Raw genomic sequence first — 20,318 nt, forward strand, 5'->3', positions numbered from 1 at the left:
GCTTCCCGGCCCACCTCGTGGAGGCGCGGCCGGGATGCGATCAGGCCAATGCCTTCTTGATCAACTCGTTGACCATCTGCGGATTGGCCTTGCCCTGCATGGCCTTCATCGTCTGACCGACGAAGAAGCCGAACAAAGCTTCCTTTCCACCCTTGTACTGCTCGACCTTATCGGCATTGTCGGCGAGAATCTTCGCAACGGCCGCCTCGATCGCGCCGGTATCCGTGGTCTGCTTGAGGCCGCGCGTCTCGACAATCTCGGCAGGCGCTTCGCCGGTCTCCAGCATGATCTCGAACACCTGTTTGGCGATGCTACCCGAAATCGTGCCATCGGCCACCAAGGCGAGCAATTCCGCGCCGCGCTCCGGGTTGACCGGGCTGTCCTCAAGCGTCTTGCCGAGGCGATTGAGCGCACCGTAAAGCTCGGAGAGCAGCCAGTTGGCGCTGGCCTTGGCCACCTCGCCTTCGCTCTTCTTCTGGATGCGCGCGCTTTCCGCGAGCAGAGCCTCGAACCAGCGGGCCGTTTCCGCCTCCGCGGTCAACACGCGGGCGTTGTAATCGGAGAGCCCCAGCACCTCGACATAGCGCGTGCGCTTGGCATCCGGCAGTTCGGGCAGCGAGTGCCTGCAATCCTCGATGAAGCTGTCCTCCAGCACCAGCGGCAGCAGGTCGGGGTCCGGGAAGTAGCGATAATCATGCGCGTCTTCCTTGGAGCGCATCGAGCGCGTCGTGCCGGTATCCGGGTTGAACAGCCGCGTTTCCTGCACGATCCGCCCGCCGCCTTCGATCACATCGACCTGGCGCTGGGCTTCATATTCGATGGTCTGCATGACGAAGCGCACGGAATTGACGTTCTTCGTCTCGGTCCGCGTGCCGAATTCCTCACCGGGCTTGCGCACGGAGACGTTCACGTCCGCGCGCATGGAGCCTTCCTCCATATTGCCATCGCACGAGCCGACATAGCGCAGGATCGCGCGCAGCTTGCGCAGATAGGCCCCGGCCTCGGCAGGCGAGCGCATGTCCGGGCGGCTGACGATCTCCATCAGCGCCACACCCGAGCGATTGAGATCGACATAGGAGCGCGTCGGATGCTGATCGTGCATCAGCTTGCCGGCATCCTGCTCGACATGGATGCGCTCGATGCCAATGGCCTTGTCGGCGGGAATGCCGGCCTTCTCGTCGGCTTCGATCGTCAGCGAACCTTCGCCGACAAGCGGATGATAAAGCTGGGAAATCTGGTAGCCCTGCGGCAAGTCCGCATAGAAATAATTCTTCCGGTCGAACCGGCTCCACTTGTTGATCTGCGCATTGATCGCAAGGCCGGTGCGCACTGCCTGACGGATGCACTCGCGATTGGGCACCGGCAGCATGCCGGGCATCGCGGCATCGACAAGGCTCACCTGCGTGTTCGGCTCCGCGCCGAAGGCCGTCGCCGCGCCGGAGAACAGCTTGGCCTGGCTCACCACCTGGGCATGGACCTCAAGGCCGATCACGACCTCCCAGTCTCCAGTGGCGCCACGAATGCGATAGCTCGTCTCAGTCATTCTTCAGTCCTTACAGTATTCCCGCGAAGGCAGGAATCCAGGGGAGTGCAGCCCTTGGCTGCCCTGGGCTCCTGCCTGCGCAGGAGCACGAAACATCTACCACCACGCCTCAGGCCGGGCGGTGAAGCCCGCCCGTTGCTCAATGGCGAAACCCGCGTTCAGCACCGCTTGCTCATCGAAGGCCGGACCGATGATCTGCAGGCCGAGCGGCAGCCCATCCTTGCTGAGCCCGCCGGGCACGGACATGGCGGGGAGACCCGCCAGCGAGGCCGGCACCGCGAACACGTCGTTCAGATACATTTTCAGCGGATCGTCGACATTTTCGCCGAGGCCAAAGGCTGCGCTGGGCGCAGTGGGCGCAAGGATGACGTCGCAGGCCTCGAAAGCCTTGGCGAAATCCTGCGCAATCAGCGCCCGCACCTTCTGCGCCTGCGTGTAATAGGCATCGTAGAAGCCCGCCGAGAGCACATAGGTGCCGATGATGATGCGGCGCTTGACCTCCGGGCCGAAGCCGGCGGCGCGCGTCGCCGCATACATATCCTGCAGGTTCGCGCCATCGGGCAAATCGCGCAGGCCATAGCGCACGCCATCATAGCGCGCGAGATTGGACGAGGCTTCCGCCGGGGCGATGATGTAATAAGCCGGCAGAGCATATTTGCTGTGCGGCAGCGAGACCTCGACGATCTCGGCGCCGGCATCCTTCAGCCAGGCAATGCCATCGTCCCACACCCGCGCCACATCGGCATCGAGACCCTCGACGCGATATTCCTTGGGAATACCGATGCGCTTGCCCTTGAGATCGCTGGATAATCCTGCTTCCCACTGCGGCACCGGCAGGTTGAGCGAGGTCGAGTCCTTCGCGTCAAAGCCCGCCATATTCTCCAGCAGGATCGCGCAGTCGCGCACGTCCTGCGCCATCGGCCCGGCCTGATCGAGCGAACTGGCAAAGGCAATGATGCCCCAGCGCGAACAGCGGCCATAGGTCGGCTTGATGCCGGAAATGCCCGTGAAGGCCGCAGGCTGGCGGATCGACCCGCCGGTGTCCGTACCGGTCGCCGCCGGGCAGAGCCGTGCGGCAATCGCCGCCGAGCTGCCACCCGAGGAACCACCCGGCGCCAGCGCAGCATTGCTGCCGTCATTGCGCCGCCAGGGCGAAATCACATTGCCGAAATAGCTCGTCTCGTTGGACGACCCCATGGCGAACTGATCGAGATTGAGCTTGCCGAGCATCCCCGCGCCGGCATCCCACAGCTTCTGCGAGACGGTGGACTCGTAGGTGGGCGTGAAGCCTTCCAGCATGTGGCTGGCGGCGGTCGTCTGCACGCCCTCGGTGCAGAACAGGTCCTTCATGCCGATGGGCACGCCGGAAAGCGGCTTGAGCGTGCCGGCGGCGCGATCCTTGTCCGCCTGATCGGCGGCAGACAGCGCATGCTCGGGCGTCTCGACGATGAAGGCGTTGAGCGCCTTGGCGGCGGCGACATTGGCGTTGAAGGCCTCGGCGACTTCTCGCGCGGAGAAGTCACCAGCACGGAAGCCATCGCGGATCTGCGAGACAGTGAGGTTGGTCAGATCGGTCATCATTCGATCACCTTCGGCACGGCGAAAAAGCCATGTTCGGCCTGAGGCGCATTGGCCAGCACCTTGTCGCGGACATTGCCGTCGGTCACGGCGTCCTCTCGCAGGCGCAACGTGTTGGGGATGACGGCGGTCATCGGCTCGGCGCCGGTCACGTCCACTTCGCCCAGCTGCTCCACCCAGTGGAGAATGCCGTTGAGTTCGGGCACCAACGCCTGCGCTTCATCCTCGCTGACAGCGAGGCGCGCGAGGCTGGCGATCTTTTTTACGGTTGTCAGGTCTACGCTCATGGGAGCGCGCGCTAGCACTGGCTCCGGCGGTCATCAAGGCGCTTCCGCCGTTTCGGCCCCATTGGCGGCCGTCGACAGCGGTTCGCCGACCGGTTCGCCACCGATGTAGAGTTGTCGCGCCATCACGGGGCGGAGGTCCACGGCGCCGGCGCGGATCTGCGCGACCAGCCGGCGAGCGGCATCGCCTTGGGCAAGATAGCGGCTCTCATTGGTCCATTCGCCATTCTCCTGCCGGATGAGGCGCACGATTGGGGCGCAATCGCCGCATTCCGGGGCGGGCAGCTTCACAACGATCGCCAGATCCTCGCCCGGCACATAATGCAACAGGCACGGGCCGGTCTCCTCGCAGGCATCATATTGCACCAGCCGCTTGCGCAGTGCTGCCGGCAATTCGACCGGGATGGGCAGGATCGTTAGCCGCTCGTCCAGCAATTCGCCACTGCGCGCGGCGACGACCATGGGCGGCACGGCCCAGCGGTCGGTCAGCTTCATCGTCTCGGCGGCATGCCGGCGGATCGTCGCGTCCGCCGAGCCGCTCGCCAACCGTCGAATCGCAGCGCGCCCCTCCGGCCCGAAATCGAACCACAGGGCGCGGTAATCGAATTTGTCCTGCGCCACCTGCCCGCCCGCGAGGCGCTGGAGCTGATGCGCGGTCGCAATCCGCTCGAAGCCGAAGATCGGCGTGGAGAGCAGCAGCGCAATGCCGGCGATCACGAATACGAGCATTCGATTGGTCCGCCGCAGCCGCGCAAACCAGCCGCGTGCACCGAGGATAGCGGCGGCATAGGCAATGGCGGTGATGCTCGCCACGACCAAAAAGGCCAGCGCCCACAGCCGTTCCGGCGTCAGGCCATGCTGATGGATGCGCAGGCCCGAGGAGAAGACCGCAATCCCCACCATCGGCAGCAGGAACAGGCCGAGCGCCGCCGCGCTGGCGCCCAGCAACACTGAGCGGGTTTCCTCAAGTGCCGTGTCGCCCACCACCGCATTGGCGAGAAACAGCGCCAGCACCGCTCCGGCCAGCATGATCGGCGTCGTGCCGCCTGTCGCCCAGAGCGGAGCCAGGCCGGTGACAGGCAAGGCCGCCAAGAAGACTCCGATCGCCAGCGCCACCACCGGCGCCAGCACGCGCAGCACCAGCATGGCCACGCGCTGCAAGGCGGCGATGATCGCCCCGCGATCCTGCAACAGCCCGAGCGCCGCACCGAAGGCGGCACCGCACAGCATGGCGACCACCGCAGACTCGCGCAGGGCATCGCGCAGGAACGCGAGCTTCACCAGCATGAACATCTGCGCCAGCAAATGGGCGACGCCGAAGCTGAGCAGCATGAACAGCGCACTTGCGCCGATCAGCAGCGCATTCGTCCACAAATGGCCGTGAACATCCTCATAATGGATGGCCTGGCGCGACCATGCCCGCACGGCGCGGGGCAACACACCGGCCGGCGCGGAGGGCGCGCCGCCGGCCACACTGCGGTCCTGCGCCGCCTGAAACAGCACCAGCAGCGCAGCCGCGGCAATGGCGCCGCAGACGAGATGCCAGAGATCGACGCTCGATCCATGGCCGGGCACGCCGTTCCACAGAAAGACGCCGCCGCCGATGAGACCACAGATCAGCGCCACGACAAGCGCCGCGACCGGTCGCCGCCGGCGCCAACTGAGGCCAAAGGCGAGCGCGGCGGTGGAGAGAAACATGGGCAGCGCCGCGATCACGCGCCGCAGAAACTCAGGCTCGATTGGTGCCGGATCGGAAAACCGGTCGATCGCCAGAGCGACAAGCGCGCCGAGCACACACAGCACCCAGGTGCGCAGCGGCCATAGCGTTTGCGCGCTCGATGCGTTGCTGGCCATCATCCTGCTCTCCCGCCGCGTCCGTCCCTGAACGCGTCCGACCTATCATGATCCGCTCGCAAGGCAAATTGGACCTTCGCCTGTTGGACCCTCGCGTGCTGCCTTCGCTTGCCTCGCGCAACCCAAGCGGGCATGAGCCATGCCACTGCCCAGCTTGCCACAGAGATGGAGTCGTGCCCCTTTGGCCCGGAAGTTCCTGTATGTCGTCGCGTTTTTCACAGCCCTGGCGATCGCGGGAATGATCGCTTTCTCCTTCTTCGGCCCCCGGCTGATGCAGAGGGCGCTGGTGCCGCACGTCGCATTCAGCGAACCGCCTGCCTTGCCCGCGAATTTTTACGCAAGTGGCGATGGATGGATCAGCCGACCGGACGGGCGCCCCGACGATCCCGCCCGCTGGCAACCGGCTGCAAAACTGGCCGAAGCGGCGCCTGCCCAGAAGGCCGCGATCTTCTTCGTTCATCCCACCAGCTCCTTTGAGACGCTCCACTGGAACGCGCCGATCAACGACCGCATCGCAAAGGCGCAGGCCGGGCGGTTCGTGCGCATTCAGGCCAGCGCCTTTGCCGCAGCCGGAAACATCTGGGCGCCACGCTACCGGCAGGCGGTGTTCGGCGCCTTCCTCACCGACAAGGCCGATGCCGCGCGGGCGATGGAGCGCGCCTATGCGGATGTGAAGGCCGCCTTTGCGCAATTCCTCGTCGCCAATCCGCAAGGGCCGGTCATTCTCGCCGCCCATAGCCAGGGCAGCCGCCACCTGCTGCGGCTGCTCCATGAGGAGGCCGGCAACACTGCACTCAAGGCCCGGCTGGTCGCAGCCTATGTCGTCGGCTGGCCAGTCTCCGTGGAGCATGATCTGCCCGCTCTCGGCCTGCCCGCCTGCACGGGGCCGGGCACGACCGGCTGCCTGCTGAGCTGGCAAAGCTTCGCTGCGCCGGCAGACACCTCCGCCGTCGAAGCAACGTTCGACCGCGAGCGTGGATTGGACGGCCAATCGCGCGCCGGGTCGGCCATGCTCTGCACCAATCCGCTCAATGGCGGCGCGGCGCCGGACGCGCCGGGCGATGCCAATCTGGGCGTACTGCGCGGTGATGGCGAGGCGGCGTCGACCGTGCTGCTCACGCCCGGCGAGATCGGCGCGCGCTGCGCTGGCCGTGGCTTCCTGATGCTGGACAGCGCGCCCAAGCTCGGCACCTTCGTGCTCCCGGGCAACAATTACCACGTGTACGACTATCCCCTGTTCTGGGCGAACATCCGCGCCGATGCGCTCGGTCGACTGGCCGCATGGCAGCGCTGATGGTCGGGGAAACGCTGATCACGCTCGACAAGGCATCCTTCGCGCAGGCGCTGCCGGCTGGCGGACGCTTGCTCGGCATGGACCTTGGCACGCAGACCATCGGCCTTTCCCTGTGCGATGCCGGCTGGAGCATCGCCAGCCCGGCGCACACGCATAAGCGTAGCAAGTTCAGCAAGGACCGGGAGGTGCTCGCCCAGTTCATCGCCCAGCAGTCGGTCAAGGGCCTCGTCATCGGCCTGCCGCTCAATATGGATGGCAGCGAGAGCCCGCGCAGCCAGGCTGCACGCGCCTTTGCCCGCAACATCGCCGTACTCGGCCTGCCCGTGCTGCTGTGGGACGAGCGCTGGTCGACCGTCGCTGCCGAGCGGGCGATGATCGCGCAGGACATGAGCCGGGCCAAGCGCGCAGAGAAGATCGACGCCCACGCCGCCGCCCTCATCCTGCAGGGGGCCATTGACGGCCTGACGATGGGCTGACCGGCGCATGACGGAAACGCACATCATCTGGGGCTGGCTGGTGCTGATCAACCTCATCACCCTCGCCGCCTTCCGCTATGACAAGCAGCGCGCCATTGCCGGGGGACCGCGCATGCGCGAGCGCGATCTGCTGACCCTGGCGGCGATCGGCGGGACGATTGGCGCCTGGCTCGCCATGCTGCTTTTCCGGCACAAGACCCGCAAGCGGGACTTCTCCCGCGCGCTGTTCCTCATCGCCGCCGCCCAGTGCGCGCTCATCATCCTGCTCGATCTCAATGCCTGGACGGTCAATGCCTGATACATCAGCGCTTGAGTCCGCCCCGCCGCTCCACTAACGAGGCGCTTTAATGACAATATCGCCCTCTCCCGCCACCGGCCTCATCGGCCGGGACAATTTTCCGCACCGGCATCTGGTGGGAATCGCCAATCTGGCGCCGCATGAAATCCGCTTCTTACTGGATGAAGCCGAGCAATGGGCCTCGCTCAACCGCGCCGGCAGCCGCAAGCATGACGGGCGCCTCGCCGGCCTCACGCAGATGAACGCCTTCTTCGAGAACAGCACGCGCACGCTGCTCTCCTTCGAGGTGGCGGGCAAGCGGCTGGGCGCGGACGTGGTGAACATGAACGCTGCCCAATCCAGCGTGAAGAAGGGCGAGACGCTCATCGACACCGCTGTGACGCTCAACTCGATGCGCGCCGACGTGATGGTGATCCGCCATATGAGCTCGGGCGCCGTGCAACTGATCGCCGACATGGTGGACTGCCCCGTGCTCAATGCCGGCGATGGGCGCCACGAGCATCCGACGCAGGCACTGCTCGATGCGCTCACCATAAGGCGGCGCAAGGGCAGCTTCGAGGGGCTGATCGTCACCATCTGCGGCGACATCCTCCACAGCCGCGTCGCCCGCTCCAACATGCTCTGCCTCACCGCACTGGGTGCGCAGGTGCGCGTCTGCGCGCCGCCGACGCTTATGCCCCCCGCAGTGGAGCGCTATCGGGTCACGCCGTTCCATGATTTCAACGCCGCGCTGGATGGCGCGGATGTGGTGATGATGCTGCGCATTCAGAATGAGCGGATGGATGGCGCCTTCATCCCCTCCGCGCGCGAATTTCACGCGCTCTATGGCCTCACGCCCGAGCGGCTGAAGCGTGCCAAGCCGGACGCGATCATCATGCACCCCGGCCCGATGAACCGGGGCGTGGAAATCGTCAGCAGCGTGGCGGACGATCCGGATCGCTCGGCGATCACCGAGCAGGTCGAGATGGGGGTTGCGATGCGCATGGCCTGCCTCGATGTCCTCACCCGCACAGCCCGGGGAGTCGAAGGATGGGCCTGACCGCGATCATCAACGCACGCCTGTGCGATCCGACCGCCAACACCCTTTCCGAAGGCACGCTGCTCGTGGAAGACGCGACAATCGCTGCGGTCGGCGCGGTAAAGGTGCCTGACAGCGCCGAAGTCGTTGATGCCAAGGGCATGATCCTCGCACCGGGCATCATTGATCTGGGCGTGTTCCGCACCGACAAGCCGGCCTTCCACTTCGCCGGTATCACCCGCGCCGCTTTGATGCCGGACCAGTCGCCCGTTCTCGATGAGCCGGGGCTGATCCAGCACGCCGCGCGGGCCGGCAAGCCGGACTTCTGGGTACATCCGCTCGGCGCCGCGACGCGCGGCCTCGAGGGGCGCGAACTGGCGGAAATGGCGCTGATGAAGTCCGCTGGCGCCCGGGCCATCGCGACGGGCCGGCGCTGGATTGCCGACTCGGGCGTGATGCTGCGCGTCCTGCATTATGCCGCTGCGCTCGACTTGGTGGTCATTACCCATGCCGAGGATGGCGGGCTGACGGCCAATGCCGTGGCGACGGATGGCGAAACAGCCTCGCGCCTCGGCCTGCCCAGTGCCCCGGCCAGTGCCGAAGCGATGGCTATTGCGCGAGACATCGCGCTGGCGCGGGAGGCGGGCGCACGCCTGCATGTCCGCCTCGTCACCACCGCGGCGGGCTTCGCGCTCATTCGCGCGGCGAAGGCCGAAGGGTTGAAGGTGACCTGCGGCACCAGCCCCTCCTACCTCTTCCTCAACGATGCGGCAGTGAGCGATTTCCGCACCTTCGCGCGGCTCTCCCCGCCACTGCGCGATGAGCGGGACCGGCTTGCCACGATCGAGGCGGTCGCGGATGGCACCGTCGACGTGCTGTGCTCGGGCCACGATCCGCGCGGCCCGGAAGACAAGCGCCTGCCCTTCGCGGACGCCCTGCCCGGCATCGCCGGCGCCGAGACGCTGCTGCCCCTTGCGCTCAACCTGGTGCGAGAAAGCAAGATCACCGAAACCCGGATGATGGCCCTGCTCGCGGCCAATCCCGCCGCACTCCTCGGCCTCGACGCGGGACGGCTGGCGCCGGGCGCGCCGGCGGACCTCATCCTCATCGCGCCTGATACGCCCTGGATCGTCGATTCGGCCAAAATGGCAGCGGCGGCCGGCAACACGCCGTTCGACAAGCTGCCGGTTCAGGGCCGGGCGCGGATGATCATGAAAGGCGGCGTGATCCGCTGAGCGGATCGCCCAACTGCCCCATCACCGCGACGCGAATTGCGACCCGCCGGCCGAGGCGCCAGCGCGCGCCATGCGCGATGCATTGCTGTCATCGCGGCGCACGTAACAAGCCTGCCCCTCGCCGCGCAAAGTCTGGCACAGGGAACCGGCCGCGCCCCGGCTGGCAAACCCACCCACCGCCACGCGATGGAAGGTGCGCCCATTGACGCTCGCGGCGGCAACGATCTCGCGATAGCCAGCCAGATGCGGGTTGCGGCGCATATCCTGCCACTTCACTCGCGCCATCGTTGCGCTGTCGAAGGCGCCGAGCTGGATCACCCAATCGCCCGAAGCGTGACCCGGCCTGGCCGGCACCGCGCGAGACGCGGCGGCGATCTTTACCCCCATCGACGGGCTGGATGCAGCCGGCGCAAAGGCAATCTGAGCGATGTCGGGCGCCCTTGGCCCTGGCTGCAGGACCAGCAAAGGCGCTGCTGAGAGGATTTCGGCGGACGGCGCGCCGTAGGGCGCGTTCGCCGGGGACGCGACGGGAGGATTGGCTTTTGCCGGGCCAGCCGGGTCTGAGGACCGGCTCGAGGTCGGGATCGCGACGGATTGAACGGCGGGTGCTGCGCGCGTAGCATCGGCCGCTGCCGCTGGTGCAGCCGCTTCAGCCGTCTTCGCTGGCGACGGGGCGACAGCCTTTGGAGGTGCCAGTTCCGCAACGGCGGGGAGCTCGAAGCTACGCAGCGCGAGGCGAGATGGCATCCCGGCATCGTCGGCACGGGGCGCAACCCCAGTCAGGGCAGCCACCCGCGCGCCGGGTTCAGCCTGCGCCACGGCCTGAGACCAGCGCCCGATGCGCTGCTCGGCCTCCTTGGCGGACAGATCCTGCCCGGCGATCAGCCGTGCCTGCCCCCAGGCGCCACCCAGCGCCAAGGCAAAGGCGAGGTTCTGCCGTGTCTGTGCCGAGGCGTCAGGTTGGCGCGCGGCGTAAACGAGCGCGCGCACGCCTTCCTGCACGTCGCCAGCCATGGCCATGGCGAGACCATAGTCCGAGGCGGGCAGCGTGGCAGCGTTGTCGGCGAGCAAAGCCTGGGCCGTGCTGTCATTGCCCAGCGCGGTCTCGCACAAGGCCAGGCTGATGATCGTGCGGACATCGCTGTTGCCCAGCGCCATGGCGTCCGTGAACGCCGCCTGTGCCGAGCGATAGCGGCCATTGGCGAGATAGGCACGGCCCAGCAAGACGCGATGGCCTGCAGTAGCCGGGTCGGCGGCGACCAGCGCCTCGGCAAGGTCGAGCGCGTGGGCGAACTTGCGATCCGCGAGCGCTGACTCGATCTTGGGCGAAAGTTGCGCAACCGAGGGCGTCGCGCGCGCGCTATGGGACTGGAGACCCAGCTGTGCGCAGCCGCCCAGCGTCACGCTGGAGAGCGCCACCGTCACCAGCAGCAAAGGCATTTTTACGGAGCGCGCCATATGCCTCACGCCTCCAGTCCCGAGCTGGATTCAATCTCTTCGGCGAGCGCCTGCACATGCGCGTCGGCGGCAATCATCTGATCCAGCGCCTCGATGAGAAGCTGCTGGGCGGAGCGCTTCGAGACCGCGCTCAGCAGGCGCAGGCGCAGGTGCCTCTCGCTATCGATCCGCAGCGTGAACGCCGCCTTGCGGCCGACGCCCGCCAGACTGGCCGGGCGCTTGGAAGTGACTTTCGGCGGCGTGACGCGCAGGCTGATTTGCTCGGCGAGAGCCAGCATCTGCTGCTTGGCCGGGGAGACCGGCGCCGGGTCGCTCTCAGCAGCCACGGACACATTGGCGTTGATGGGCACCGCAGCGTCCGTCCCGGTGGTCGGCGCTGTCATGTGAGGGACAGCGCCCTCCCCCATGTCATTCCAGCCAAGGTCATCATGGACGGTCGGGGCAGTCGAAAGACCCGGCAGCGCCGGCCGACGCATGGCCGGGCGCGCAGTGCCCCGCCGCGCGAGCAGGCTCGCCGTCAGCGATGCCGCAGGGCGCGGCTCGGTCATGGAATTATCGCGATTCATCCCTGCACCACCCGACGACCGAAGCCCGTCTGGCGCGACATCGCCGCTGCGACATGCGTGGGCGAGAACACCGTCCGCCGGAAATTCCGCTCGAGCCGATCGGCCACATAGCTCCAGAGCTGCTCGACCTCCTGCGCCGAGCGTCCCTTGGGATCGAAGTCCATCACCGTGCGCCCATCGATCATCGAGGACGCAAAGTCGGTGCGCTGGTGAATGGTGACCGGTGCCACCGTGCCGTGCTGCGACAGCGCAATCGCGGCTTCCGAGGTGATGCGCGCCCGCGGCGTTGCCGCATTGACCACGAAGATAAGCGGCTTGCCGGCGCGTTCGCACAGGTCGACCGTCGCGCCCACGGCACGCAGATCGTGCGGGCTGGGCCGGGTCGGCACCACGATCAGCTCGGCGACGCCGATGACGCTCTGAATGGCCATGGTGATCGCCGGCGGCGTATCGATGACCGCCAGCTTGAACCCCTGCTGACGCAGCGCCTCAAGATCGCCGGCGAGACGCGCGACGCTTGTCTGAGCAAAGGCGGGATAATCGTCGCTGCGCTCGTTCCACCAATCGGAGAGCGAACCCTGCGGATCGATATCGATAAGGACGACCGGCCCCGCGCCAGCGCGCTGCGCCTGAACCGCAAGATGGCCAGACAGCGTGGTCTTTCCCGAACCGCCCTTCTGAGATGCTAGCGCCAATATCCGCACGACATTCCCCCGCTCGATCATGGATCGGGCAAGGAAATCTCACGCTTCCTTCTAAGATTCGGTTAAGTGCGCTGCCCGGCCTGCATAGGCCGCGACCCGGCTAGCCCGTCACCCACTGCGCCCGAGCGATGCCCAGGGCATGCAGCAGGACGCTGAGGTCACCCCGCTCGATGGCGGCATCGGCAGCGGCGCGTGTCTTGGGCTTGGCATGATAGGCAACGCCTAGCCCGGCCGCCTCGATCATCGGAATATCGTTCGCCCCGTCACCGATGGCGATGGATTGCGCGGGCGACAATCTGCCCTGCTCCGCCGCCCCGAGCAGTTCGGCACGCTTGCGTGCGGCATCGACAATCGGTTCGCCGACCGTGCCGGCAAGCTTGCCGTCGGCGATGTGCAGGGTGTTGGCAATGGCGACATCGAACCCGATCTCCTGCGCGACCGGCTGCGCGAACGGCACGAACCCGCCGGACACCAGGATCGTGCGCGCGCCGCGTGCCCGCAGGGTCTGCACCAGCGCCCGGGCGCCGGGCATCAGCCGCACCCGCTCGGCGCGGCAGCGATCGATCATGGTCGCGTCCAGACCCTTGAGCAGCGCGACCCGCCCGGTCAGCGCCTGCGCGAAATCCAGTTCCCCGCGCATTGCTCGCTCGGTCACCGCCGCGATTTCTTCCTTGAGGCCGGCATAATCGGCCAGCTCGTCGATGCACTCGACGGTGATCATCGTCGAATCCATATCCGCCACGAACAGACGGCAATCGCGGTTCGCCCCCGCGAGCACGAACAGGTCGGCGGGCGGCGCCAGCGCTTCCAGCGCCGCGCGCGCAACGGCCCGGCCACCGGCGAAGGGCAGGTCGACAGCCTCACCCGCCTCGATCCAGACCGGCGCGGCGACATCGAGACCCGCCTGCGCCAGCGCATCGCGCGCGGCGGTCACGTCCCCCTGCCCAAGTCCGTCATGCGCGACTAAGGTCGCAACCATGTCCCGTCCGTTCGAAATGCCGCCAGCCATGCCTGATCCTGATTCCCTGCCCGAAATGCGCGACCGGGAGCGGCCGCCGGTGGCGCTTATTGCCGGGCCGACCGCCAGCGGCAAGAGCGCAGTCGCGATGCGGCTCGCGCGGGCGACGGGCGGCATCATCATCAATGCCGATGCCAGCCAGGTCTATGCGGACCTGAATGTGCTGACTGCCCGCCCGCCCGAGGAGGACCTCGCGCAGGCCCCGCACCGCCTCTTCGGCCATATCGACGGCATGGAAGATTGCTCGGCCGCGCGCTGGGCGCAGGACGCCAAGGCAGAAATCGATGCCGCCCATGCGCAAGGCGTTCCGGCTATTCTCGTGGGCGGCACCGGGCTTTATCTGCACACGCTGCTGCACGGCATCGCGCCGGTCCCGGCCATCGATCCGGCGATCCGCGAGGCCGTGCGCGCGCTGCCGGTGACGCAGAGCTATGCCGCGCTGGAACGGGAAGACCCAGTCAGTGCAGGGCGGCTCAACCCGGCGGATACCTCGCGCGTCGCGCGCGCGCTGGAGGTCGTCCGCTCGACCGGGACGCCGCTCCCCCAATGGCAGGCCCGGCGCGAAGGCGGCCTTGCGGGACACATGCGCATTCACGGTGCGGTGGTGATGCTCCCGCGCGAGGTGCTCGCCGAACGCGCCGAGCAACGGCTGGATCTCATGCTGGCGCACGGCGCCATCGAGGAGGTCGAAGCGCTCGTTCGCCGGGACATTCCGCCTGATCGACCGGTGCTGCGCGCACTCGGCGTTCGCGAACTCGCCGCGATGCTGGCGGGCGAAATCGACCGGGCGACAGCACGGGCAGCCATCCTCCAGCAGACCATCGCCTATCAGAAGCGGCAGCGGACATGGGCTCGGGGCCGGCAAGCCGGCTGGACGACCATCGATCCGCAGGCTGCGGTGATCATTGAAGACTTCAACAGCATCGCGCCGGAGGGCCATTAACGGCCACCTGCTCGTCTGTACCAAAACCGGACATGGCTTTCGACGTGCAAGATGAACGCTTCAACGCTCTGACAAATGGTATAAAGGCCGTTCATCTTTCGCCATCCCGCACCGACGGAGACCTGTTTCATGCTCAAGCGTTCGTCCCTTGCCATCGCGCTCGGCCTCGCCGCGTTTGCCAGCGCCCCCGCCCTCGCATCCGGCGATGCCGCTGCGGGCCTTGAAGCGCTCAAGAACTATAATCTCATCGTGCTGGGTGACGTGAACCTGAAGCATGATGTCGAGGGCAAGATGCTGGTCGGCGGCAACCTGACCGGCGCGAGCCAAGTCGGCATCGGCAATTCGAGCCAGGGCCAGACAAAGAATGCCGGTATTCCCGTTCTGACGGTAGGCGGCAATATCTCAAATGCTGATATCAAGGTGCATAACGGATCCAATGGCGGCGTCGGCACCATCGCCAGCGGCGGCAGTGCCTCGGTCGCCGGCAATGTCAGCAACAGCTGGCTGACGATGAACTCGACGCCCCGCACCGTGACGGTTGGCGGCAACTTCACCGGCAGCAACCCCAACATCGGCAATGGCGACGTCTATACGATCGGCGGCAGCTTCTCCGGCGGGACGATCAACCAGAGTGGCGGCTCGCTGAATGTCGGCGGCACCGCGTCTGGCAACTTCAACGGCGGCACGCGCAACTTCAATCTCGCCTCCGGCAATTCCGGCTATGCGGCCTCGGTCTCGGCACCCATCACGGCGACGGTGACCAAGGTCTCCGACGATGTGCGCGCGCTCTCGAGCGCACTCGCCTCGCTCAACATGGCGAGCAACCCGAGCGGCTTCGACATCACCGGCACGGCCATGACGCTGAACGCCGTGGACAATGGCGCCGGCTATGCGCTGTTCTCCTTCAATGCGGCCGACTTCGCATCGATCAACAGCCTGAAGTACAACTTCTCGGGCACGACGCCGGTCATCATCAATGTGTTCGGCACCGATGTGAACCTGGGCTTCAACTCCAACGGCGCAAATCAGGCGAACAACCAGCAGGTCATCTGGAACTTCGTGAACGCGGAGACGCTCAACTTCTCCGGCAACATTTTTTATGGCTCGGTCCTGGCGCCCAGCGCCAGCCTGCTGATCCACACCCCGATCGAAGGTTCGGTCGTGGTCGGGCGCTATACTGATGGCAATGGCGGCGAGATCCACCTCGGCACCTTCAACGGCAACCTCAATCTGGTGCCCGTGCCCGAGCCTTCCACGTGGGCGATGATGATCATGGGCCTGGGCCTGACCGGTCTGGCGATGCGTCGCCGCGCGAAGACCGTCGCCTTCGCCTGACGGCCACGATCTTCATCATCCTTGAAAAGCTGGAACGGCGCTGACTTCGGTCGGCGCCGTTTCCATTTGGGCCGCTGGCGAGAACATGCCCGTCCAATAAAATGTTGCAAATTTTTCCGTTATTGTAATTTTATTACTCAATATTGATTTGACACGGCATTTTATAATCCATAGAGGCACCAACCTTGTCAGGGCAGCTCCTTTCGACCAAGGGCGCTGCTAATGGTTTTCAAGGAGTTTCCCGTGGCCGAGAGAAGCGGCGCCGACATTCTGGTTCAATGCCTGCTCGATCTGGGGGTCGACACCGTGTTCGGCTATCCCGGCGGCGCGGTGCTGCCGATCTATGATACGATCTACGATCACCCGAAGATCCAGCACATTCTCGTCCGCCACGAGCAGGCTGCGGCCCACGCCGCCGAGGGCTATGCCCGTTCGACCGGCAAGCCCGGCGTCGTGCTCGTCACATCCGGCCCCGGCGCGACCAACGCGATCACCGGCATCACCGACGCGCTGATGGATTCCATCCCGATGGTCGTCATCACCGGGCAGGTGCCGACGACACTGATCGGCACGGACGCGTTCCAGGAAGCCGATACCGTCGGCCTTACCCGCCACTGCACCAAGCATAATTATCTGGTGAAAAGCCCGGCCGATCTGGCCGCGACGGTGCACGAGGCGTTCCACATCGCGACCTCCGGCCGCCCCGGCCCGGTCGTGATCGATATTCCCAAGGACGTGCAGGTTGCCACCGCCGCCTATGAGAAGCCCTCGCTTAATGCCCATCCCAGCTACCGGCCGCAAACCGAGCCGGATGCGGAGATGATCGACAAGGCCATTGCGCTCATTCTCGATGCCAAGCAGCCAGTCCTCTACACGGGCGGCGGCGTCATCAATTCCGGCCCCGCCGCCAGCGAAGCGCTGCGGGCGCTGGCCGATATGCTCGGCGCGCCGGTCACCTCGACGCTCATGGGCCTGGGCGCCTACCCCGCCTCCTCGTCGCAATGGCTGGGCATGCTGGGGATGCATGGCACCTACGAAGCCAATTTCGCGATGAACAAGGCCGATCTCATTCTGGCGCTGGGTTCGCGGTTCGATGACCGCGTGACCGGCCGGCTGGATGCGTTCGCCCCGCTCAGCAAGAAAATCCATGTCGATATCGACCGCGGCTCGATCAACAAGATCGTGCCGGTGGACGTGCCCGTCGTTGCCGATGTCGGCCGCGCGATCGAGGCGATCATCGCCGGCCTCAAGGCGCGCGGGTTCAAGAAGCCCGATTATAGCGGCTGGTGGTCGCAGATCGACGAGTGGCGCGCACGCAAGAGCCTCGATTATGTCGAGACCGGCGAGGAAATCATGCCGCAGCGGGCCATCGCCGAGCTCTATAATGCGACCCGCGACCGCGACACGATCATCACGACCGAAGTGGGCCAGCACCAGATGTGGGCGGCCCAGCACTATCATTTCGAGGAACCGAACAAGTGGCTCACCTCGGGCGGGCTCGGCACCATGGGTTATGGCTTCCCGGCCGCGATCGGCGCCCAGCTCGGCAACCCCGATTCGCTGGTGATCGACGTGGCCGGCGATGCCTCGATCCAGATGAACATCCAGGAGCTTGGCACGGCGATCCAGTATCGCCTGCCGGTCAAGATCTTCATCCTGAACAACGAATATATGGGCATGGTCCGCCAGTGGCAGGAACTGACCTATGAGAGCCGCTATTCGCACAGCTATTCGGACAGCCTGCCCGATTTCGTGAAGCTGGCCGAAGCTTATGGCGCGACCGGCATTCGCATCGAGACTATGGACGAACTGATCCCCGGCATCCGCCGGATGATCGACACGCCGGGCCCGGTCATTGTCGATTGCCGGGTGGCCAAGCTCTCCAACTGCTTCCCGATGATCCCGTCTGGTGCGGCGCATACCGATATGCTGCTCGACCCCAGCCAGGTCTCCGGGACGATGGACGACGAGGCCAGGGCGCTGGTCTGATGACCCAGCCCGTCCGCCTTCGCCTCCATGTCAGCGAACCGTTCGATTTCGAGCGGCACAATGAGAGTGCCGACCTGTTCGGCACGACGCGCGACCATGGCGACGAGGATGCTGGCGAGTGGGTGATCGAATTGGAAAGCCGGTTTCAATTCAACGAGCGGGATTATGACAGCGTTCTGGTGTCGCCCCGCTATGTTGGAGAGCCGCTGCGCCGGGTGTTCGATGCGATGCTGGGCGAACCGGTGCGCATCGCCCACCGCACGCCCGAGGGCTGGCATTATGCGATGACGGGCATGCTCTCGGTCGCGCCGCCAGCCAGTGACGGCCCGGCCGGGACGCCAGACGACCCAACCGGTCTCTGACCGACCTGATTTTGAACCCATTGCGATTTCTTGACGAGGACGAAGAGTGATGCACATCCGCCAGGAGGACAGCGAACGCCATGTGCTGTCCGTCACGGTCACCAACGAGGCAGGCATTCTCGCGCGGATCGCGGGTCTGTTTTCGGCACGCGGCTATAATATCGAGAGCCTGACCGTCGCGGACGTGAGCGCGGACCATAAGGTCAGCCGCATCACCATCGTGACCAATGGCCCCCCGCGCGTGATCGACCAGATCATTGCCCAGCTGGAGCGACTTGTGCCGGTGCACAAGGTGACCGACCTCACCGAAATCGGCCCCTTCGTGGAGCGCGAACTGGCGCTGGTGAAGGTCGCCGGCACTGGCGAGGCGCGCATCGAGGCGCTGCGGCTGGCGGACGTGTTCCGCGCCAAGGTGGTGGACACCACGCTGGAGAGCTTCGTTTTCGAGATCACCGGGCCGAGCAGCAAGGTCGATACGTTCGTCGGCCTGATGCGCGAGCTGGGGCTCGTTGAAGTGGGCCGCACCGGCGTTGTCGGGATGCTGCGGGGCGCCGCCGCCTGAATTTAGCCAGTCCACCCCGCAGAAAACCGCGACACCGGCTTGGCTTTGCCGGCTGAAAGGTGCAGGAGCGGTCCGCCGGCGGGGGCCGACACGAGATTTTTACATGGATGCCGACACAGGTCGGCCCGACGAACTGAAAGAGAAGGGTTCTGGGAAATGCGTGTTTATTACGATCGCGACGCCGATATCGGCCTCATCAAGGGCAAGAAGGTCGCCATCCTCGGCTATGGCAGCCAGGGCCATGCCCATGCGCAGAACCTGCGCGATTCGGGCGTTGCTGAAGTCGCGATCGCGCTGCGTCCCGGCTCGCCCTCGGCTACCAAGGCGGAAGGCGCCGGCTTCAAGGTGCTCGCGAATGCGGATGCTGCCAAGTGGGCCGACGTGCTGATGATCCTCGCGCCCGACGAGCATCAGGCCGCCATCTACGAGAACGACATCAAGGGCAATCTCCGACCCGGCGCCGCGCTGGCGTTCGCGCACGGCCTCAACGTCCACTTCGGCCTCATCGAGCCGCCGGCAGATGTCGACGTGATCATGATCGCGCCCAAGGGCCCGGGTCACACCGTGCGCGGCGAATATGTGAAGGGCGGCGGCGTGCCGTGCCTCATCGCCGTTCATCAGGACGCGACCGGCAATGCCCATGACATCGCCCTCTCCTACGCCTCGGGCGTTGGCGGCGGTCGCTCGGGCATCATCGAGACCAACTTCAAGGAAGAGTGCGAGACCGATCTGTTTGGCGAGCAGGCTGTGCTGTGCGGTGGCTTGACCCACCTCATCCAGGCCGGGTTCGAGACGCTGGTGGAAGCCGGTTACGCGCCGGAAATGGCCTATTTCGAGTGCCTCCACGAGGTGAAGCTGATCGTCGACCTGATGTATGAGGGCGGCATCGCTAACATGCGCTACTCGATCTCGAACACCGCCGAATATGGCGACATCACCACCGGTCCGCGCATCATCACCGAAGAGACCAAGTGGGAGATGAAGAAGGTGCTGGAAGACATCCAGTCCGGCCGCTTCGTCAAGAACTTCGTGCTCGACAACCGCGCCGGCCAGCCGGAGCTGAAGGCCAGCCGCAAGGCCGCTGCCGCCCACCCGATCGAGCAGACCGGCGCCCAGCTGCGCGCCATGATGCCTTGGATCGGCGCCAACAAGCTGGTGGATCAGGCCAAGAACTGAGCCTTTTCCGGCATTAGTCCAGATATGGGGCGGCGGACCGTTGGTTCGCCGCCCTTTCTGTTACGCGCTGCCATTCACCAGATCGGCCAGCGTCTGCCATGGCGCGATATTCCAATAGCGCCGCGCCGAGCCGGATGGCGAAGGCAGCACGAACAGCCGCGTCGTCCCAATGCGCTCGCTCTGTTCGCCCAGCGCGATCCGGCCCGCCGGGCGATCGAGCAGACGGCTGGCGCCGGTCTTGCTGGTGAAGGCGAGGACAGCGGGCTGATAGCACAGCATTTTTTCGCGCAGCACCGCGCCGTCCAGGGCGTCGGCCGGCAGCTCGGCGTCATTGCCGAAATGACCTTTGGAAAGATCGGTGAGGCCGATGCCCAGATCCAGCAATCGCGGATAATCGCTCGGCGAGAACCGCTCCGGTGTCAGCCCGACCTGATGCAGCGTGCGCCAGAACAAATTGGTCGGATTGGCATAATAAGCCCGCGCCTGCGCCGACTGGCGCCCGAGCGCCGTGCCGCAGAAGACCAGCCGCAGGCCCGGCGCCAACAGGTCCGGCACGGTGAAGTCATCCGGCAACGGACCTGATCTGGGCAAAACCATCATGCCCCTCATGTAGGCCGCAGAGGGC

The 20,318-nt window shown here is 65.9% G+C and carries 20 protein-coding genes; 11 read left to right on the forward strand and 9 right to left on the reverse strand.

The features are described from left to right. Positions 1-40: 40 nt before the first annotated feature. The 4 genes from gatB to M2335_RS11200 form a co-directional block, all read right to left on the reverse strand. On the reverse strand, positions 41-1,543 hold the full coding sequence (gene gatB, locus M2335_RS11185; RefSeq protein ID WP_264594727.1) for an Asp-tRNA(Asn)/Glu-tRNA(Gln) amidotransferase subunit GatB: 1,503 nt from the start codon (positions 1,541-1,543) through the stop codon (positions 41-43). Positions 1,544-1,639: 96 nt separating this feature from the next. Next, on the reverse strand, positions 1,640-3,121 hold the full coding sequence (gatA, locus tag M2335_RS11190; protein ID WP_264594728.1) for an Asp-tRNA(Asn)/Glu-tRNA(Gln) amidotransferase subunit GatA: 1,482 nt from the start codon (positions 3,119-3,121) through the stop codon (positions 1,640-1,642). Then, positions 3,121-3,408, reverse strand: a complete 288-nt coding sequence (gene gatC, locus M2335_RS11195; RefSeq protein ID WP_264594729.1) for an Asp-tRNA(Asn)/Glu-tRNA(Gln) amidotransferase subunit GatC — start codon at positions 3,406-3,408, stop codon at positions 3,121-3,123. The genes gatA and gatC overlap by 1 nt, the downstream gene beginning before the upstream one ends. Before the next feature lie 33 nt (positions 3,409-3,441). After that, positions 3,442-5,262 carry a DUF4153 domain-containing protein gene (locus tag M2335_RS11200; RefSeq protein ID WP_264594730.1) on the reverse strand — a complete coding sequence of 607 codons (1,821 nt, stop codon included), beginning with the start codon at positions 5,260-5,262 and terminating at the stop codon, positions 3,442-3,444. A 178-nt stretch (positions 5,263-5,440) separates the two neighbouring features. Here M2335_RS11200 and M2335_RS11205 point away from each other — a divergent pair, with 178 nt between their 5' ends. From M2335_RS11205 to M2335_RS11225, 5 genes are read left to right on the forward strand one after another with little or no spacing between them, the layout of a single operon-like run. Beyond that, positions 5,441-6,553: a DUF3089 domain-containing protein gene (locus M2335_RS11205; RefSeq protein WP_264594731.1), complete on the forward strand. Its 1,113-nt coding sequence runs from the start codon at positions 5,441-5,443 to the stop codon at positions 6,551-6,553. Continuing rightward, the gene (ruvX, locus tag M2335_RS11210; protein ID WP_264594732.1) at positions 6,553-7,029 is read left to right on the forward strand and encodes a Holliday junction resolvase RuvX; all 477 of its coding nucleotides are present in this window, start codon (positions 6,553-6,555) and stop codon (positions 7,027-7,029) included. Before M2335_RS11205 ends, ruvX begins: the two co-directional genes overlap by 1 nt. A gap of 7 nt (positions 7,030-7,036) precedes the next feature. Beyond that, a complete protein-coding gene (locus tag M2335_RS11215) occupies positions 7,037-7,327 on the forward strand; it encodes a DUF1294 domain-containing protein (protein ID WP_264594733.1) in 291 nt (96 codons plus the stop codon). A 49-nt stretch (positions 7,328-7,376) separates the two neighbouring features. Continuing rightward, positions 7,377-8,366, forward strand: a complete 990-nt coding sequence (locus tag M2335_RS11220; RefSeq protein ID WP_264594734.1) for an aspartate carbamoyltransferase catalytic subunit — start codon at positions 7,377-7,379, stop codon at positions 8,364-8,366. Further along, positions 8,357-9,580 (forward strand): dihydroorotase, encoded by a 1,224-nt coding sequence (locus tag M2335_RS11225; protein WP_264594735.1) that lies wholly within the window; start codon positions 8,357-8,359, stop codon positions 9,578-9,580. Before M2335_RS11220 ends, M2335_RS11225 begins: the two co-directional genes overlap by 10 nt. A gap of 21 nt (positions 9,581-9,601) precedes the next feature. Here the strand turns inward: M2335_RS11225 and M2335_RS11230 are convergent, their stop codons facing one another. The 4 genes from M2335_RS11230 to serB all read right to left on the reverse strand — a co-directional run bounded on the left by M2335_RS11230 (position 9,602) and on the right by serB (position 13,317). Then, complete coding sequence (locus M2335_RS11230) at positions 9,602-11,038, reverse strand: SPOR domain-containing protein (protein ID WP_264594736.1); 1,437 nt, start codon at positions 11,036-11,038, stop codon at positions 9,602-9,604. 5 nt (positions 11,039-11,043) lie between these two features. Continuing rightward, positions 11,044-11,604, reverse strand: coding sequence for a hypothetical protein (locus M2335_RS11235; protein ID WP_264594737.1), 561 nt, complete (start codon positions 11,602-11,604; stop codon positions 11,044-11,046). Next, positions 11,601-12,308, reverse strand: a complete 708-nt coding sequence (locus tag M2335_RS11240) for a ParA family protein (protein ID WP_181561377.1) — start codon at positions 12,306-12,308, stop codon at positions 11,601-11,603. Before M2335_RS11240 ends, M2335_RS11235 begins: the two co-directional genes overlap by 4 nt. 100 nt (positions 12,309-12,408) lie before the next feature. Next, complete coding sequence (gene serB, locus M2335_RS11245; RefSeq protein ID WP_264594738.1) at positions 12,409-13,317, reverse strand: phosphoserine phosphatase SerB; 909 nt, start codon at positions 13,315-13,317, stop codon at positions 12,409-12,411. Here serB and miaA point away from each other — a divergent pair. The 6 genes from miaA (at position 13,316) to ilvC (ending at position 19,693) form a co-directional block, all read left to right on the forward strand. Further along, on the forward strand, positions 13,316-14,269 hold the full coding sequence (gene miaA, locus M2335_RS11250) for a tRNA (adenosine(37)-N6)-dimethylallyltransferase MiaA (protein WP_264594739.1): 954 nt from the start codon (positions 13,316-13,318) through the stop codon (positions 14,267-14,269). The genes serB and miaA overlap by 2 nt on opposite strands. 129 nt (positions 14,270-14,398) lie before the next feature. Continuing rightward, positions 14,399-15,604: a collagen-binding domain-containing protein gene (locus M2335_RS11255; protein WP_264594740.1), complete on the forward strand. Its 1,206-nt coding sequence runs from the start codon at positions 14,399-14,401 to the stop codon at positions 15,602-15,604. Positions 15,605-15,847: 243 nt separating this feature from the next. Continuing rightward, entirely contained in the window at positions 15,848-17,593 is a 1,746-nt protein-coding gene (locus tag M2335_RS11260) for an acetolactate synthase 3 large subunit (protein ID WP_264594741.1), read from the forward strand. Continuing rightward, entirely contained in the window at positions 17,593-17,955 is a 363-nt protein-coding gene (locus tag M2335_RS11265; RefSeq protein WP_264576072.1) for a hypothetical protein, read from the forward strand. Before M2335_RS11260 ends, M2335_RS11265 begins: the two co-directional genes overlap by 1 nt. A gap of 49 nt (positions 17,956-18,004) precedes the next feature. After that, on the forward strand, positions 18,005-18,517 hold the full coding sequence (gene ilvN / locus M2335_RS11270) for an acetolactate synthase small subunit (RefSeq protein WP_181559290.1): 513 nt from the start codon (positions 18,005-18,007) through the stop codon (positions 18,515-18,517). Positions 18,518-18,673: 156 nt separating this feature from the next. Beyond that, the gene (gene ilvC / locus M2335_RS11275) at positions 18,674-19,693 is read left to right on the forward strand and encodes a ketol-acid reductoisomerase (protein WP_181559289.1); all 1,020 of its coding nucleotides are present in this window, start codon (positions 18,674-18,676) and stop codon (positions 19,691-19,693) included. Between the two features lie 60 nt (positions 19,694-19,753). Here the strand turns inward: ilvC and M2335_RS11280 are convergent, their stop codons facing one another. Beyond that, entirely contained in the window at positions 19,754-20,290 is a 537-nt protein-coding gene (locus M2335_RS11280; RefSeq protein WP_264594742.1) for a mismatch-specific DNA-glycosylase, read from the reverse strand. Between the last annotated feature and the right edge of the window lie 28 nt (positions 20,291-20,318).

The organism is Sphingobium sp. B12D2B (assembly GCF_025961775.1).
Taxonomy (GTDB): domain Bacteria; phylum Pseudomonadota; class Alphaproteobacteria; order Sphingomonadales; family Sphingomonadaceae; genus Sphingobium.